The 17,092-nt window shown below is 64.3% G+C and carries 15 protein-coding genes; 6 read left to right on the top strand and 9 right to left on the bottom strand.

Features of this window, described 5'->3' with window-relative positions:
• Window position 1: 1 nt before the first annotated feature.
• The 5 genes from modB to L6D77_RS01260 all read right to left on the bottom strand — a co-directional run bounded on the left by modB (window position 2) and on the right by L6D77_RS01260 (window position 3,127).
• Window positions 2-682, bottom strand: coding sequence for a molybdate ABC transporter permease subunit (gene modB, locus L6D77_RS01240; RefSeq protein ID WP_232879805.1), 681 nt, complete (start codon window positions 680-682; stop codon window positions 2-4).
• On the bottom strand, window positions 682-1,440 hold the full coding sequence (modA, locus tag L6D77_RS01245) for a molybdate ABC transporter substrate-binding protein (protein WP_232879804.1): 759 nt from the start codon (window positions 1,438-1,440) through the stop codon (window positions 682-684). Before modA ends, modB begins: the two co-directional genes overlap by 1 nt.
• Window positions 1,441-1,523: 83 nt before the next feature.
• The gene (locus tag L6D77_RS01250; protein ID WP_232879803.1) at window positions 1,524-2,609 is read right to left on the bottom strand and encodes an NAD(P)H-dependent flavin oxidoreductase; all 1,086 of its coding nucleotides are present in this window, start codon (window positions 2,607-2,609) and stop codon (window positions 1,524-1,526) included.
• Between the two features lie 37 nt (window positions 2,610-2,646).
• The gene (locus tag L6D77_RS01255) at window positions 2,647-2,817 is read right to left on the bottom strand and encodes a hypothetical protein (protein WP_167409850.1); all 171 of its coding nucleotides are present in this window, start codon (window positions 2,815-2,817) and stop codon (window positions 2,647-2,649) included.
• Between the two features lie 7 nt (window positions 2,818-2,824).
• Complete coding sequence (locus tag L6D77_RS01260; protein WP_232879802.1) at window positions 2,825-3,127, bottom strand: DUF1883 domain-containing protein; 303 nt, start codon at window positions 3,125-3,127, stop codon at window positions 2,825-2,827.
• 161 nt (window positions 3,128-3,288) lie between these two features.
• Between L6D77_RS01260 and L6D77_RS01265 the strand changes: the two genes are divergently transcribed.
• The 3 genes from L6D77_RS01265 (at window position 3,289) to L6D77_RS01275 (ending at window position 5,368) form a co-directional block, all read left to right on the top strand.
• Window positions 3,289-3,648 (top strand): hypothetical protein, encoded by a 360-nt coding sequence (locus L6D77_RS01265; protein ID WP_232879801.1) that lies wholly within the window; start codon window positions 3,289-3,291, stop codon window positions 3,646-3,648.
• Window positions 3,649-3,794: 146 nt separating this feature from the next.
• Window positions 3,795-4,457 carry a c-type cytochrome gene (locus L6D77_RS01270; protein ID WP_232879800.1) on the top strand — a complete coding sequence of 221 codons (663 nt, stop codon included), beginning with the start codon at window positions 3,795-3,797 and terminating at the stop codon, window positions 4,455-4,457.
• Window positions 4,454-5,368: a c-type cytochrome gene (locus L6D77_RS01275; RefSeq protein ID WP_232879799.1), complete on the top strand. Its 915-nt coding sequence runs from the start codon at window positions 4,454-4,456 to the stop codon at window positions 5,366-5,368. Before L6D77_RS01270 ends, L6D77_RS01275 begins: the two co-directional genes overlap by 4 nt.
• Window positions 5,369-5,429: 61 nt before the next feature.
• On the opposite strand, the gene L6D77_RS01280 is transcribed toward L6D77_RS01275, so the two are convergent.
• Entirely contained in the window at window positions 5,430-5,924 is a 495-nt protein-coding gene (locus L6D77_RS01280; RefSeq protein WP_232879798.1) for a DUF934 domain-containing protein, read from the bottom strand.
• A complete protein-coding gene (locus tag L6D77_RS01285; protein WP_232879797.1) occupies window positions 5,908-7,560 on the bottom strand; it encodes a nitrite/sulfite reductase in 1,653 nt (550 codons plus the stop codon). Before L6D77_RS01285 ends, L6D77_RS01280 begins: the two co-directional genes overlap by 17 nt.
• Window positions 7,561-7,776: 216 nt before the next feature.
• On the opposite strand from L6D77_RS01285, the gene L6D77_RS01290 reads away from it, so the two are divergent.
• Complete coding sequence (locus L6D77_RS01290) at window positions 7,777-8,853, top strand: ABC transporter substrate-binding protein (RefSeq protein ID WP_232879796.1); 1,077 nt, start codon at window positions 7,777-7,779, stop codon at window positions 8,851-8,853.
• 431 nt (window positions 8,854-9,284) lie between these two features.
• Here L6D77_RS01290 and L6D77_RS01295 read toward each other — a convergent pair whose 3' ends face one another.
• Together L6D77_RS01295 and metH are read right to left on the bottom strand one after the other, a co-directional pair.
• Window positions 9,285-9,503: a DUF2970 domain-containing protein gene (locus L6D77_RS01295; RefSeq protein ID WP_232879795.1), complete on the bottom strand. Its 219-nt coding sequence runs from the start codon at window positions 9,501-9,503 to the stop codon at window positions 9,285-9,287.
• A gap of 159 nt (window positions 9,504-9,662) precedes the next feature.
• Window positions 9,663-13,370 carry a methionine synthase gene (metH, locus tag L6D77_RS01300; protein ID WP_232879794.1) on the bottom strand — a complete coding sequence of 1,236 codons (3,708 nt, stop codon included), beginning with the start codon at window positions 13,368-13,370 and terminating at the stop codon, window positions 9,663-9,665.
• 175 nt (window positions 13,371-13,545) lie between these two features.
• Here metH and L6D77_RS01305 point away from each other — a divergent pair, with 175 nt between their 5' ends.
• Window positions 13,546-15,846, top strand: coding sequence for a fatty acid cis/trans isomerase (locus L6D77_RS01305; protein ID WP_232879793.1), 2,301 nt, complete (start codon window positions 13,546-13,548; stop codon window positions 15,844-15,846).
• A 195-nt stretch (window positions 15,847-16,041) separates the two neighbouring features.
• Entirely contained in the window at window positions 16,042-17,076 is a 1,035-nt protein-coding gene (locus L6D77_RS01310; RefSeq protein WP_232879792.1) for an acyltransferase family protein, read from the top strand.
• Window positions 17,077-17,092: the final 16 nt, after the last annotated feature.

Raw genomic sequence — 17,092 nt, forward strand, 5'->3', positions numbered from 1 at the left:
TTCAGCTCCAGCCAGCCTTGCCACGCCGGCCGGCGTAGAGCATCAGCAGCACCAGGAAAGAGAACAGCAGCATGGCCCCGGCCAGCCAGTGGGCCTGGTCATAGGCCATGGCCTCGACGTGATCGAAGATCTGCACCGAGACGACGCGGGTCTTGTCGGGGATATTGCCACCGATCATCAACACCACGCCGAATTCGCCCACGGTATGGGCAAAGCCGAGAATGCTGGCGGTGACGAAACCGGGGCGGGCCAGCGGCAGCACCACGTGGATGAAGGTATCCCAGGGGCTGGCGCGCAGGGTCGCGGCCACTTCAAGCGGGCGCTGGCCAATGGCGCTGAAGGCATTTTGCAGGGGCTGGACCACGAACGGCATGGAATACACCACCGAGCCGATCACCAGCCCGGCGAAACTGAACACCACGCTGCCCAGGCCCAGCGCCTGGGTGGCCTGGCCGACCCAGCCATGGGGGCCGAGCGTCAGCAGCAGGTAAAAGCCGATCACCGTCGGTGGCAGTACCAGGGGCAGCGCCACCACCGCGCCAATCGGCCCGCGCAGCCAGGAGCGGGTACGGGCCAGCCACCAGGCGATGGGCGTGCCCACCACCAGCAGGATGGCCGTGGTCAGGCTGGCCAGTTTGATGGTCAGCCAGATCGCACCCAGGTCACTGGCGTCGAGCGGCATCAGATTTCATAGCCGTAGGACTTGATCACGGCCGCTGCTTTCGGGCCCTTGAGGTAGTCGACCAGCGCCTTGGCCGCCGGGTTGTCCTTGCCCTTGTTCAGAATCACCGCGTCCTGGCGGATCGGCTCGTGCATCGAGGCCGGGACGATCCAGGCCGAGCCGCTCTCGACCTTGCCGTCCTTGTAGATCTGCGACAGGGCGACGAAGCCCAGCTCGGCATTGCCGGTGGAAACGAACTGGAACGCCTGGGTGATGTTCTGGCCTTCGACGAGCTTGGCCTTGGTGGCGTCGGTCAGCTTGAGCTTGTCCAGCACCTGGGTGGCGGCCAGGCCGTAGGGGGCGGTCTTGGGGTTGGCGATGGACAGGTGCTGGAAGTCGTTTTTCTTCAGGACTTCGCCTTTGCTGTCGACGTAGCCGGGTTTGGCCGACCACAGTGCCAGGGTGCCGATGGCGTAGGTGAAGCGCGAACCTGCGACGGTCTCTTTTTCCTGCTCGAGCTTGGCCGGGGTGCTGTCGTCGGCGGCCAGGAACACTTCGAATGGCGCGCCGTTCTTGATCTGTGCGTAGAACTGGCCAGTGGCGCCATAGGCGGCAACCAGCTTATGGCCGGTATCCTTCTCGAAATCCTTGGCGATGGCCTGGATGGGCGCGGTGAAGTTGGCTGCCACGGCAACCTGGACTTCATCGGCCCAGGCGCTGTTGAGGGAGAACAGGCTGGCCAGGGTAGCGGCGGCCAGGTGGGACAGGCGAATACGCATCGAGAAGGCTCCTAGGGACGGGTGATTATCGTTATGGTGCGGACTATATAGCGATAAACCATCCGTCGGGAAGAGCTGTGGCGCTAAAAATCTGATCTATGGGTCAAGATTTTAACTGCCTCGCTGGCAATCTGACGCGTCAATTCCCCTGCGTCGAGGGTTTTGCCCAGGCGCAGGGCCTGGCCGGACCACAGGTTGCTGAAATCGCTGTTGCCCTGTGGGTCGGTAATTGCCCGCAGGGGCATCAATGCGCCGCCGGCCAGCGGGAAGTGCGGGGCGAGCGCGCTCATGGGCCCCAGCTCGCGCATGATGCGGTTGTTGATGCCGCGCGCAGGGCGACCGGTGAACAGGTTGGTCAGCGCGGTAGCGCTGGCCGGGGCGTTGTCCAGTGCCCGGCGATGCGCCGGCGAGACCTTGGCCTGCGGGCTAAACAGGTAGGCAGTACCGATCTGCACTGCCGAGGCACCCAGGGCGAGGGCGGCGAGCAGGCCACGGTGATCGGCAATGCCGCCTGCGGCGATTACCGGTACGCGCACCGCGTCCACCACCTGGGGTACCAGGGCGAAGGTGCCGATCTGGCTGGTGATGTCGTCGCTCAAGAACATGCCGCGGTGGCCGCCTGCCTCGTAGCCCATGGCGATGATCGCGTCGCAGCCGTGCTGCTCGAGCCAGAGGGCTTCCTCGACCGTGGTGGCGCTGGACAGCACCTTGGCCCCGGTTGCCTTGACCCGTTGCAGCAATCCTGTAGCAGGCAGGCCGAAATGGAAGCTGACCACTGCCGGGCGCATCGCCTCCACCAGTTGGCAGCTCTGCTCGTCGAACGGCGCACGGTTGGACACGGGCGTTGGCGCGTCGAAGTCGGCGCCGGTTTCGTCGTAGTAGGGCTTGAGCGCCTGCTTCCAGCGTGCGTCGCGCTCGGGGTCCGGTGCCGGCGGCTGGTGGCAGAAGAAGTTGAGGTTGAGCGGGCCGCTGCACGCGGCGCGGAAGGCCTCGATTTCTGCGCGTAGCTGGTCGTGGGTCAGCATGGCGCAGGGCAGGGCGCCCAGGCCGCCGGCGTTGCCGACGGCAATGGCCATCGCCGAGCCGCTGGCGCCGGCCATGGGCGCCTGGAGGATGGGCACCTCGATGTTCAACAGGTCGAGGATGCGGCGGTCTGGCCAGGTGCTCATGGGCGACTCCTTGAGTGCGGCGGGATCGGGGGCGGTTTTACAGGGCCTTGCTGACTTGAATGTCGCTGATCTTCTCGGCGTCGTCGCCGTGGATCTTGCGCAGGGCCTGCTGCGCCTGCTCCAGCGAGGCATCGGGCATCAGGGCGAAATCCCAGCGGCGTTCGCCGTCGAGCTTGTACTTGATCACGTATTTGATGGTCTGGGTCATGCGGGCGTTATCCGAGTTTCGACGAGGAGCGGCGAATGATCTTGATCTTGTGCGTCAGGGTCGGCTTGCGGGTCACCGAGATCGGGCGCGTGGATACGGTATCGATGGTGATGTTCCAGAAGCCGGTGCTGGGCACGGTGATTTTTGCCGGGAACTTTTCGAAGTGGCCACCGTGATAAGTGTGTCGGCCGCCATTCTTGAAGCTGCGGAAGTTGGCGTCGTTCATCAGGCGGATGTTGCAGCGCTGGGAGCACTCGATGACGACGATGTCGTCCTCGTTCAGGTGCTCGCGCTGGTGTACGAATTTCATGGGGTGCTCCGCAAGGGTTGTTTCTGCAAAGGCGAACGATACCACGATGTGGCGTTACACTTGCGCCCGGGCTCGGCCGGCTGGGGAGATTTCTGCCAGTTCAGGGAGCAATTGCGCCTGGTCGCGGTCAGAGGATGACCTTTGCAATGGGAGTAGCGTGAATGAAGTGGCTGGTAGCGGCGATGGCGGTGGCACTGGGTGGCTGTGTAAGCGTGACGGAGTTGGAAGAATCTCACGAAACCATGGATGTAATGTCTGGCAAGACGCCCCGTGAGTACGCCGATTGCGTCAAGCGCAAACTGACGGACACACGCGACCCACTGGGCGAAGAGGTACGTGGCGATGGCCTGCGCCTGATCGTGCCGCAAAAGCTCGCAGCAGGCGTGGGGCCGGCGGCGCTGCTGGACATCGACAAGCGCGGCAGCGGCAGTGCAATCAAGGTGCATGAGCGCTTGAATAATTTCCCGCTGCGCCTGGGGGATGTGCGCACGGCGGCGACCGAGTGCATCTCTGGTTCTTGATCCAGCGCAGCCAATGATCGATTAGCGGGCAGATTGCCCTTTTCCTTCCCGGTGACACGTTGTCGCATACCGGGCATTAGCCCTAGTATTTCTGGGCTTATGTCGTTTGAGCCTAAGCTTATAACAAGGAAATGGAGTCTTCCGTGATGAAACCCCTGAGTCGTGTCGTGATCGGCGGTCTGCTGATCCTGGCCTGGCCCTTGGCGTATGCCGCCGACGGTCAAAAGGTCTTCAACCAGGGCGGGCAGAACCCCGCCGCCATGGCCTGCCTGGGTTGCCATGGGCCGGATGGCAAAGGCATTGGCGCTGCCGGCTTCCCCCGCCTTGCCGGCTTGCCTGCCGGCTACCTCGCCAAGCAACTGCGCGACTTTCGCCAGGGCAGCCGCAAGCAGGCGGTGATGGAGCCGTTGGCCAAGGCGCTGAGTGACGCGGAAATCGAAGCGGTCAGTGCCTACCTCACTACGTTGCCGACCGACGCCGTCGCCGATCTGCGTCGCCAGCAGATTGCCGGCGACGCGGTATCCCGCCTGGCCCTGTATGGCGACTGGGGCCGGCAGATCCCCGGCTGCGTGCAATGCCACGGGCCTGGTGGCAGCGGTGTCGGCGAGCACTTCCCGCCCTTGGCCGGGCAACCGGCCGGCTACCTGGTGGCCCAGCTCAATGCCTGGCGCGACGGCAGCCGCAGTAACGACCCCAACCAGTTGATGGTCAACGTGGCCAAGGCCATGACCGATGCCGAGGTCAAGGCGATTGCCGAGTATTTTGCCAATGCAGCAAGCCTGTCGGCCAGCCAGGAGGGCAAGCCATGAAAACCCTGTTCCCCGCTTTACTGTTGCTGGCCATCGGCAGTGCCCAGGCCGCGCCGATTGCCATGGAAGACCAATCGCAGCTCAAGGTGCCGGGCGTGCAGGCCGCGCCGCAGTTCGTGGCGCCCGCCGAGAGCGCCATCCCCGACAACGCCTTCGGCAAGATGGTCCGCCAGGGCCATGCCTTGTTCGTCGATACCCGCCGCTTGATGCCCGACGCCGTGGGCAATGGCCTGAACTGCAGCAATTGCCACCTCGACCAGGGGCGTATGGCCCACTCGGCGCCGTTGTGGGGCGCCTATCCGATGTACCCGGCGTATCGCAAGAAAAACGACAAGGTCAACACCTTCGCCGAGCGCATCCAGGGTTGTTTCCAGTTCAGCATGAATGGCAAGCCGCCGGCGGCCGACAGCCCACAGATGACGGCGCTGAGCGTATATGCCTACTGGCTGTCGACCCAGGCGCCAACCGGTGTCGAGATCGCCGGTCGGGGCTACCCCGAGGTGGCGCAGCCCGCAGGCGGCTACGACTTCAAGCGTGGCCAGCAGGTGTACCGCGAGCAATGCGCGATCTGCCACGGTGACAACGGCGAAGGGCAGCAGGTTGCCGGGGAGTATGTGATGCCGCCGTTGTGGGGCAAGGACTCGTACAACTGGGGGGCCGGCATGCACCGCATCAATACCGCGGCGTCGTTCATCAAGTACAACATGCCGCTGGGCAAGCCAGGCAGCCTGAGTGACCAGCAGGCCTGGGACGTGGCGGCCTGGATCAACCGTCACGAACGGCCGCAGGATCCACGGCTGCTGGAAGGCTCGATCGAGAAGACGCGATTGAAGTTCCACGCCAATGACGGGGTCAACCTGTACGGGCAGAAGGTCGACGGCGTGCTGGTCGGGCAGGGCACCGGTGGTTGAACCTACGCCGCAAACGAATCGGCCCGCCATAAGGCGGGCCGGTCGATGCAGCAGGTGACGATCAGCGGCGGCGGAACAGTGGCAGCGGCTCGTCGGTGGCGCCCTGGTAGGTCACCGAGAAGTCCTTCAGGCTTTGCAGCGCGTCTTCCGGGTCCTTGTCGGCACGGATGGCGAACGCATCGAAGCCACAGCGGGCCATGTAGAACAGCTGATCGCGCAGCACGTCGCCGATGGCGCGCAGTTCACCCTTGAACTTGTAACGGTCACGCAGCAGGCGCGCATTGGAGTAGTTGCGCCCGTCGGTGAAGGCCGGGAAGTTCAGGGCGATGACCTGGAAATACTGCACGTCTTCGCCGATCTCTTCCGCTTCCTCGTCGCTGTCCAGCCAGATGCCCAGGCCGCCATCGCGGGCCTTGAGCATGCTCGGATGGTCACGCCACAGTTGCAGCGGCACGATGTAGTCGTCGCAGTTGGTCAGCTCGTCGATCGAGACGTCCTTGGGCAGCAGGTGCCAGGTTTCGTCGACGATCTGGTTGTTCTTAATGATTCGCTGCATAGACGCGTTCCTTGAAGGGGTCGATACCGATCCGCTGGTAGGTGTCGATGAAACGCTCGTCTTCGGTGCGTCGCTCGACATACACGTTGATCAGCTTCTCGATCACGTCGGCCATGTCATCCTGGGCGAACGAAGGGCCGAGGATCTTGCCCAGGCTGGCGTCGCGTGCGGCGTTGCCGCCCAGCGAAACCTGGTAGAACTCCTCGCCTTTCTTGTCCACCCCGAGGATGCCGATGTGGCCGACGTGGTGGTGGCCGCAGGCGTTCATGCAGCCGGAGATGTTCAGGTCGAGCTCGCCGATGTCGAACAGGTAGTCCAGGTCGTCGAAGCGGCGCTGGATGGATTCGGCGATCGGGATCGACTTGGCGTTGGCCAGCGAGCAGAAATCACCGCCCGGGCAACAGATGATGTCGGTCAGCAGGCCGATGTTCGGCGTGGCGAAGCCTTGCTCGCGCAGTTCAAGCCACAGGGCGTGCAGCTGGCGCTGCTCGACGTCGGCGAGGATGATGTTCTGCTCGTGCGAAGTGCGCAGGTAGCCGAAGCTGTATCGCTCGGCGAAGTCGGCCACGGCGTCCAGCTGTTTGTCGGTCAGGTCGCCTGGGGCGACGCCGGTGGGCTTGAGCGACAGGGTCACCGCGACATAGCCCGGCTTCTTGTGGGCGCGGGTGTTGCGCGAACGCCAGCGGGCGAAGCCTGGGTGCTCGGCATCCAGCGCGCTGTAGTCCTGGTTGTCGAGCGCCAGGTATTCAGGGTCGATGAAGTGGCGCGCCACGCGCTGCACTTCGGCCTCGGTCAGGGTGGTTTCGCCACCGCGCAGGTGGGCCATTTCCGCCTCGACCTTCTCGGCGAACACTTCCGGGGTGAGGGCTTTGACCAGGATCTTGATCCGTGCCTTGTACTTGTTGTCACGGCGGCCGTAACGGTTGTACACGCGCAGGATGGCGTCCAGGTAGCTGAGCAGGTCCTTCCAGGGCAGGAACTCGTTGATGAACGCGCCAATCACCGGAGTACGCCCCAGACCGCCGCCGACCAGTACGCGGAAGCCCAGCTCGCCGGCCGCGTTGCGCACCGGCTCCAGGCCAATGTCGTGCACTTCGATGGCGGCGCGGTCGTCGCTCGAACCGTTGACGGCAATCTTGAACTTGCGCGGCAGGTAGGCGAATTCCGGGTGGAAAGTGGTCCACTGGCGGACAATCTCGCACCATGGGCGCGGGTCCACCAGTTCGTCGGCGGCGACACCGGCGAACTGGTCGGTGGTGACGTTGCGCAGGCAGTTGCCGCTGGTCTGGATCGCGTGCATCTGCACGGTGGCCAGCTCGGCCAGGATATCCGGGATGTCCTCCAGCGCCGGCCAGTTGTACTGCACGTTCTGGCGGGTGCTGATATGCGCGTAGCCCTTGTCGTAGTCGCGGGCGATCTTCGCCAGCATACGGGCCTGCGTCGCGTTCAGCTGGCCATAGGGCACGGCGACGCGCAGCATCGGGGCGAAGCGTTGGACATAGAGCCCGTTCTGCAGGCGCAGCGGGCGGAATTCTTCTTCGCTCAGCTCACCGGCCAGGTAGCGGCGGGTCTGATCACGGAACTGCTTGACGCGGTCCTCGATGATCCGCTGATCGTACTCGTCGTATACGTACATAAAAGTCCTGTCTCAGGCTGCATGCAGCTAATCGCGCGCACGGCCGCGCACTCCGGAGCGGAGCGGGGGAACGATAGCAGAGTGGGTTTATGCGCTAAAGTGATGTTTTTGCATATGAAAAGAACCATTTGGACTAAGTGAGACTGACTGCCATTTGCCCGCTCTGCGCCGCGCTGCGGGTATACTCCGCCGTTTGCTTCCCAGGGATGTAACCCCATGCTCAAGGCCTTGTGCCAGGGCCTGTTCCTGAGCCTGCCACTGGTGGCGGGCGCACAGGCCGCTTCGGTGGTTTTTCTCAACCCAGGCCTGTCCAACGAGACGTTCTGGGTCGACTACTCACGCTTCATGCAGGCCGCCGCCACGGACCTGGGCATGCAACTGCGCGTGCAGTACAGCGAACGCCGGGCCGACCTGGCCCTGACCCAGGCCCGCGCCGTGCTGCAGGGGCCAGAGCGCCCGGACTACCTGGTACTGGTCAATGAACAGTACGTCGCCCCCGAGATCATCCGCCTGTCCCGTGGCACCGGGGTCAAGCTGTTCCTGGTCAACAACGGCCTGACGGACAGCCAGGCGCGCAGCATTCAGGCCCAGCCCGACAAGTACCCCGAAGTGCTCGGCACCCTGACCAGCAACGACGAGGAGGCCGGCTACCAGATGCTCAAGGCAATGGTCGCGAAACTGCCGCGTTCGTCCGGGCCGGTCGACCTGCTGGCCTTTGCCGGGGTCAAGACCACCCCAGCCTCGCAACTGCGCGAGCAGGGCATGCGCCGCGCCTTGGCAGACTTCCCGCAGGTGCGCCTGCGCCAGGTGGTGTATGGCGGCTGGAACCGCCAGCGCGCCTTCGAGCAGGCGCAGGTGCTGCTTGAACGCTACCCCGACACCCGGCTGGTGTGGTCGGCCAACGATGAAATGGCCTTCGGCGCCATGCGTGCCTTCGAGCAGGCCGGCAAGGTGCCGGGGCGCGATGCCGTGTTCAGCGCGGTGAACAGCTCGCCAGAAGCCCTGCGCGCACTGATTGACGGGCGCCTGGGCGTGTTGATGGGCGGCCACTTCACCCTGGGCGGCTGGGCCATGGTCATGCTGCACGACGATGCCATGGGCCTGGCGGTGAATCGCGACGGAGCGCGCGAGCATCAGGTGCCAGTCCTGCAACTGATCGACCCGGCCAAGGCCCGCCGTTGGTTGCAGTTGCTGGAGCAGGGCGGCCATGGCGTCGACTTTAATCGTTACAGCGCCGAAGGGCGCCCGGCCAGCTACCGCTACCCGTTTCTCACGTCGCCCGTCGACTATTGAAAGTCCCTGCTTGAGCGAAGGGCATTGCTGAACTTAACTGCTGCTTGTGAAGTGCATTCCCATAACCACTACAAGAGGCAATGCAATGGGAAACTCAACCAAGGTCCGCAAAGCTGACAGCAGTGTCGACGCCTGGGCGATCCTGTGCCTGATCGTGCTGGTGGTGGTCACCGCCGTGTATTGGGTCAGCCACCAGTAACGGGCCGCCATAAACCGTGAAACACACCTGAACCGCCCGCGGAGTGGATATCCGCGGGCGGTTTGCGTTCGGCATCGATCTTGATGGTCTTGCGCGCCCCTGTAGAAGCGGCCTTGTGTCGCGAAAGGGCCGCAACGCGGCCCCGGGAAATTGACCCAGACTCAAGATTGCCGGGGCTGCTGCGCAGCCCTTTCGCGGCACAAGGCCGCTCCTACAGGGGTTGCATGTTCGTCTAGCGCGCCGTCAGATGCATCGCCAGCTGCACCAGCCCGATCAGCACGAAGATGAAAATCAGGGTGAACAGCGTACCCATCACGATGAAGTGGCTGGCCTTGCCGTAGGTGAAGTCGCGGGCGCGGTTCTTGCCGCTTTGCACGCCGAAGGCGGCGGCGAGGATGCTCTGCAGCATCTGCCAGAAGGTGGGTGGTTTGCCTTGGCTGGAATCGTCCATGGTTGGCTCCTTGGGTCAGAGGCAATCAGGGACAGTGTAGGTGGCTATCGGGGCTGCTGTGCAGCCCGTTCGCGGCAAAAGGCCGTTCCTGCAAGAAATCGCATGCTCCTGTAGGAGCGGCCTTGTGCCGCGAGCGGGCCGCAAAGCGGCCCCACGCTCTTAGTTGTCGTACCCGAGGTTCGGCGCCAGCCAGCGCTCACTCACGCTGACCTCCTGGCCCTTGCGCTCGCTGTAGCGCTCGACCTGGTCCTTGTCCACCTTGCCCACGGCAAAGTACTGCGCCTGCGGGTGGGCGAAGTACCAGCCGCTGACCGCCGCTGCCGGGAACATGGCGAAGTGCTCGGTAAGGAACACCCCGCTCGGGCCGGTTTCGCCGATGGCGCTGCCGTCGAGCAGGCGGAACAGCGTGGCCTTCTCGGTGTGGTCCGGGCAGGCCGGGTAGCCTGGGGCAGGGCGGATACCGCTGTACTGCTCCTTGATCAGTGCCTCGTTGTCCAGGTGCTCGTCCTTGGCGTAGCCCCAGTGCTCTTTACGCACCTGCTCGTGCAGCCATTCGGCGCAGGCCTCGGCCAGGCGGTCGGCCAGGGCCTTGACCATGATCGAGCTGTAGTCGTCGCCCTTGTCCTGGTAGGCCTTGGCCACTTCCTCGGCACCGATGCCGGCGGTGGTGATGAAGCCACCCACGTAGTCGGTCACGCCACTGTCCTTCGGCGCGACGAAGTCGGCCAGCGACCAGTTCGGCTTGCCGTCGGGCTTGATGGTCTGCTGGCGCAGGTGGTGCAGGGTGGCCAGCGGCTCGCCGTCGTCGCCATACACCTCGATGTCGTCATGGTTGACCTGGTTGGCCGGCCAGAAGCCGAACACCGCGCGGGCGCTGATCAGCTTTTCGTCGATCAGCTTGTCGAGCATCTCGCGGGCGTCCTGGTACAGCGAGGTGGCCGCCTCGCCGACCACTTCGTCGGTGAGGATGCGCGGGAACTTGCCGGCCAGGTCCCAGGAGATGAAGAACGGGGTCCAGTCGATGTACTCGGCCAGGGTACGCAGGTCGATGTTGTCCAGTACCTTCACGCCGGTGAAGGACGGCACCGCGGCCTGGTAGCCGGCCCAGTCGTATTGCGGCTTGGCGGCGATGGCCTGGGCATAGCTCAGGCGCTCGGTGCGGGCGCTGCGGTTGGCGGTGCGCTCGCGCACCTCCACGTACTCCTCGCGGGTCTTCTCGACGAAGCCGGCCTTGAGCTCCTTGGACAGCAGCTGGGTAGCCACGCCGACTGCGCGCGAGGCGTCGGTGACGTAGACCACGGCGTCGTTGCTGTACTTGGGCTCGATCTTCACCGCCGTGTGCGCCTTGGAGGTGGTGGCGCCACCGATCATCAGCGGCAGGTGGAAGTCCTGGCGCTGCATCTCGCGGGCCACATGCACCATCTCGTCCAGCGACGGGGTGATCAGGCCGGACAGGCCGATGATGTCGCACTTCTGCTCGCGGGCGGTCTGCAGGATCTTCTCGGCCGGCACCATCACGCCCAGGTCGACGATGTCATAGCCGTTGCAACCCAGCACCACGCCGACGATGTTCTTGCCGATGTCGTGCACGTCGCCCTTGACCGTGGCCATGAGGATCTTGCCCTTGGCCTCGGGCTTGTCGCCTTTCTCAGCTTCGATGAACGGGATCAGGTGGGCCACGGCCTGCTTCATCACCCGGGCCGATTTCACCACCTGGGGCAGGAACATCTTGCCGGCGCCGAACAGGTCGCCGACCACGTTCATGCCGCTCATCAGCGGGCCTTCGATCACCTCGATCGGGCGCGCGCATTGCTGGCGGCACTCCTCGGTGTCTTCGACGATGTGCGCGGTGATGCCCTTGACCAGTGCGTGCTCCAGGCGCTTGTCGACCGGCAGCGAGCGCCAGGCCTCGTTCTCGACTTCCTTGGTGGCGCCGCCGCCCTTGTAGTCGTCGGCGATGGCCAGCAGGGCGTCGGTGCCTTCCGGGGTGCGGTTGAGCACCACGTCTTCGACCTTCTCACGCAGCGCGGCGGGGATCTCGTCGTAGATCTCCAGCTGGCCGGCGTTGACGATACCCATGGTCAGGCCGTTCTGGATCGCGTGGTACAGGAACACCGAGTGGATCGCCTCGCGCACCGGGTTGTTGCCACGGAACGAGAACGACACGTTGGACACACCGCCCGAGGTCAGGGCGTAGGGCAGGTGGTCGCGGATATAGGCACACGCCTCGATGAAGTCGACGGCGTAGTTGTTGTGCTCCTCGATACCGGTGGCGACAGCGAAGATGTTCGGGTCGAAGATGATGTCTTCCGGCGGGAAGCCCACTTCATTGACCAGGATGTCGTAGCTGCGCTGGCAAATCTCGCGCTTGCGCGCGGCGGTGTCGGCCTGGCCGACCTCGTCGAAGGCCATCACCACCACGGCGGCGCCGTAGCGCTTGCACAGGCGGGCGTGGTGCTTGAACTGCTCGACGCCTTCCTTCATCGAGATGGAGTTGACGATGCCCTTGCCCTGGATGCACTTGAGGCCCGCCTCGATCACCTCCCACTTGGAGGAGTCGATCATGATCGGCACGCGGGAGATGTCCGGCTCACCGGCGATCAGGTTGAGGAAGCGGACCATGGCGGCCTGGGAGTCGAGCATCCCTTCGTCCATGTTGATGTCGATCACCTGGGCGCCAGCCTCGACCTGCTGCAGGGCGACTTCCAGCGCTTCGGTGTAGTTCTCTTCACGGATCAGCCGGGCGAACTTGGCGGAGCCGGTGATGTTGGTGCGCTCGCCGACGTTGACGAACAGCGACTGGCGATCGATGGTGAACGGCTCCAGGCCCGACAGGCGGCAGGCCTTGGGGATGTCCGGGATTTCACGCGGTTTGTACTTGGCCACGGCCTCGGCGATGGCCTGGATGTGCGGCGGGGTGGTGCCACAGCAGCCGCCGATAATATTGAGGAAACCGCTGGCGGCGAACTCTTCGACCACTGCGGCCATTTCGGCCGGGGTTTCGTCGTATTCACCGAAGGCGTTCGGCAGGCCGGCGTTGGGGTGCGCCGATACGAAAGTGTCGGCCTTGCCCGACAGCTCTTCCAGGTACGGGCGCAGGTCCTTGGCGCCCAGGGCGCAGTTCAGGCCGATGGAGATCGGCTTGGCGTGGCGCACCGAGTTCCAGAACGCTTCGGTGGTCTGCCCGGACAGGGTGCGGCCGGAGGCGTCGGTGATGGTGCCGGAGATCATGATCGGCAATTCGACGGCGTCTTCCTCGAACACCTGCTGCACGGCGAAGATCGCCGCCTTGGCGTTGAGGGTGTCGAAGATGGTCTCGATCAGGATCAGGTCGGCGCCGCCTTCGATCAGGCCCCGGGTGGCCTCGATGTAGTTCACCACCAGTTCGTCGAAGGTGACGTTGCGGTAACCCGGGTCGTTGACGTCGGGGGAGATCGAGCAGGTGCGGCTGGTCGGGCCGAGCACGCCGGCGACGAAGCGCGGCTTGTCCGGGGTTTCCAGGGTTTTTGCATCGGCCACCTGGCGGGCGATGCGCGCACCTTCGACGTTGAGCTCGTATACCAGCGCTTCCATGCCGTAGTCGGCCTGGGAAATCTGCGTGGCGTTGAAGGTGTTGGTTTCGAGAATGTCGGCGCCAGCGTCCAGGTAGGCTTTCTCGATCGCGGCGATCACATCCGGGCGGCTGAGCAGCAGCAGGTCGTTGTTGCCTTTAACATCGCTTGGCCAATCGGCGAAGCGCGTGCCACGATAGTCGTGTTCCTCGAGGCGGTAACTCTGGATCATAGTACCCATGCCGCCGTCGAGGATCAGGATGCGCTCTTTGAGTGCTTTCTGGAGTGCTTGGTAACGAGCGCTGCGGTCGGACATAGGACTACCTGGTCGGGCAAAAATCAGAAGGTGCCGAATAATAACAAAGCTGCATGGATTTTAGGCGTCCTGCCCATTTGCATGAATTTCGTTCATGTTAGTGCGGCGCGCCACCCACACCTCAGGACCCGCCAGGCACATCGTGATGGCTTCAAGTAACCAGGACATTCGGCACATGCTGTTTCGCATTCTCGCCAGCGCCTTCGCACTGCTGATCAGTGGCGCGGCGTTCGCGCAGGCCCCCCAATCCAGCCCGACGGTTTCGTACACGCGGGACATCCAACCGATCTTCACCGAGAAGTGCGTGGCCTGCCACGCCTGCAACGATGCCGCCTGCCAGCTCAACCTGGGCAGCGCCGAGGGTGCCGAGCGCGGCGCTTCCAAAGTGCCGGTCTACCAGGGCGAGCGCAGCAAGGCGGTGCCCACCACCCGGCTGTTCTATGACGCCCGTGACGAGGCCGGCTGGCGCAAGCAGGGCTTCTATTCGGTGCTGGACAAGCAGGGCAGCCAGGCCGCGCTGATGGCGCGCATGCTCGAGCTGGGCCACAAGACCCCGCTCACCCCCAACGCCAAGCTGCCCGAAGAGATCGTGCTGGGGCTCAACCGCAACAACATGTGCCCCATGCCCCACGAGTTCGACGCCTACGCCGGCGCCCACCCCAAGGAGGGCATGCCCCTGGCGGTCACCGGCCTGACCGACCAGGAGTACCAGACCCTGCAGCGCTGGCTGGCGGCCGGTGCCCCGGTGGAGAAGACCCCGATCCAGCCAAGTGCCACCGAAGCGCAGCAGATCGCCGACTGGGAAGAACTGCTCAACCGCCCGGGTTCGACCGAAGCGCTGGTTGGCCGCTGGCTGTACGAGCACCTGTTCCTCGCCCACATCTATTTCAAGGGCGGCGAGCAGGGCCACTTCTTCCAGTGGGTGCGCTCACGCACGCCCAGCGGCCAGCCGGTCGACCTGATCGCCACCCGCCGCCCCAACGATCCGCCCGGCACCGACTTCTACTACCGGCTGATCCCGGTGCAGGGCGTGATCGTGCACAAGACCCACATCACCTACCCGATGGGCCCGCAGAAGCTCAAGCGGGTCAAGCAGCTGTTCTACAGCGGCGACTGGCACGCCGATGCGCTGCCCGGCTACGGCCCGCGCCACCGCGCCAACCCGTTCGAAACCTTCGAGGCGATCCCGGCGGTGGCGCGCTACCAGTTCATGCTGGATAACGCCGAGTACTTCGTGCGCACCTTCATCCGAGGCCCGGTGTGCCGCGGGCAGATCGCCACCGACGTGATCCGCGACAACTTCTGGGCGCTGTTCCAGGAACCGGCCCACGACCTCTACATCACCGATGCGCGCTACCGTGGCGAGGCCACGCCGTTGCTGGCCATGCCGGGCCAGATCGACGACGTGGGCAGCGTGCTGAGCCTGTGGCACGCCTACCGCGACAAGCGCAACGACTACGAGGCGCTGCGCCGCGAGGCTTATGCCGAACAGCCCGCGCCGAGCTGGTCGACCCTGTGGGCCGGTAACGACAATGCCCTGCTGAGCATCTTCCGCCACTTCGACAGCGCCTCGGTGACCAAGGGCCTGATCGGCGATGTGCCATTGACCATGTGGCTGTTCGACTACCCGCTGTTCGAGCGCACCTATTACCAGCTGGCGGTGAACTTCGACGTGTTCGGCAACGTCTCGCACCAGCTGCAGACGCGCCTGTATTTCGACCTCATCCGTAATGGCGCCGAGGTCAATTTCCTGCGCCTGATGCCGGCCAACAAACGCGGCGAGATTCTCAGCGACTGGTACCAGAACAGCGGCAAGGTCAAGATGTGGATGGATTACACCGACATCGACACCGACACCCCCAGTGCCCTCAAGCTTGACAAGCAGGACCCCAAGCGTGATTTCGGCCTCAAGCTGCTACAGCGTACCGGCAGCCTGAATGCCGCGCCCGACCCGATCAACCGCTGCCAGGGCGCCTATTGTTCGCGCCCACAGATGAGTGAAGAGTTCCGTGATGTCGAGCAGTCGTTGAGCCGCCTGGTCTCACGCCCGGCCGCTGGCCTGAAGGTGATTGACCAGTTGCCCGAGGCGACAATGCTGCGCATCGAAGGGCAGGGCGGCCAGCGCCAGGTCTACAGCCTGTTGCGCAATCGCGCCCACAGCAACGTGGCGTTCCTGCTCGGCGAGGCGTACCGCTACCAGCCTGGGCTGGATACCCTGACGCTGTACCCCGGCGTGCTCAGCAGCTACCCCAATTTCATCTTCAATGTGCCGGCCAAGGATGTGCCGGAGTTCGTCGAAGATTTGGAAGCGGCCCGCGATGACACGGCGAAGTTCGAGCGGGTGGTCATGCGCTGGGGCGTGCGTCGCAGCCACCCCGAGTTCTGGCGCTACTTCCATGACCTGAGCCGCTATATCCAGGAGACCGATCCTGTGGAAGAGGGCGTGCTGGACATGAACCGCTACGAGAACCTCTGATCGGATAGGCTGACCTTTCTGAAAAGGCTGCGGTCGGAGTCGGTGAACGGGGCCGTGGGGGCTGCTTTGCAGCCCAATCGCCGGCAAGCCGGCTCCCACAGGCAGCGTGTGAAATCCTGTGGGAGCCGGCTTGCCGGCGAAACGAGCGCGTAGCGCTCGCCGGGCTCGCAATGCACCGGCAATCGCAGGTATTTCATGTTGTATTCGCTTCAAGCTCTGCGGGCATTCGCCGCCTGGGTGGTGGTCTGCCACCACTTCCGGCAGATCTTCTTCGACTTCCACGCCAGCGGCCCGATCGGCCAACTGCTCGCCGACCGCGGTGCGGTAGGGGTGGACATCTTCTTCGTGATCAGCGGGCTGGTGATCTACCTGTCCACCCGCGACAAGGCCATCGCCCCCGGGCAGTTCCTGCTCAACCGTGCCCTGCGCATTGTGCCGGCCTACTGGTTCTACACCCTGTTGATGGCCGTACTGATGCTGATCGCCAGCCGCTGGATGCCGCACCAGGTATTCGAGTGGCAGCACTTGCTGCTGTCGCTGTTGTTCATCCCGGCCGAGAACCCCGGTGGCTACGGCCTGTACCCCACGCTCAACGTCGGCTGGACGCTCAACTTCGAGATGTTCTTCTACCTGCTGTTCGGCCTGGCCTTCCTGGTGCGCCAGCGCCATCACCTGCTGCTGGTCACGGCGGCGCTGTTGCTGTTCAGCGAAGTCCTCGGCCGCCTGGGTGTGCTCAGCCGCTTCTACAACAACGACATTGTCTACGAATTCCTGCTGGGCATCGGCCTGGGGGTGCTGTACCGGCGCGGGCTGATCCGCGAGGGGCTATGGCTGCCGTTGGGGCTGCTGGCGCTGGCGGGCTTTGCGCTCTATCACCTGGACGCCTCGCAGCGCCTGCTGCACTGGGGCCTGCCCAGCGCGCTGGTGGTGCTCGCGTTCATTGCGCTGGAGCCGTACTTCAAAGGCAACCGGCTGCTCAAGATGCTGGGCGACTGCTCCTACTCGGTGTACCTGATTCATGTGCTGGTGCTTTACGCCGGCTTGTTCGTCAGCCAGCGGCTGCGCCTGAACCCCTACCTGGTATTCGCCCTGTGCGTGCCGTCAATCGGACTAATGTCGTGGTTCAGCTACCACTGGCTGGAACGTGGCCTGTACGGGCGGCTCAAGGCCTGGCTGGCGGCTCCCGTGGCCCCGGAGCCTGCCCTGGCGCTATCCCGAGTCAAATACTAGGACTTTGTTCAGGGCA

This window comes from Pseudomonas parasichuanensis (genome assembly GCF_021601385.1).
GTDB classification, from domain to species: domain Bacteria; phylum Pseudomonadota; class Gammaproteobacteria; order Pseudomonadales; family Pseudomonadaceae; genus Aquipseudomonas; species Aquipseudomonas parasichuanensis.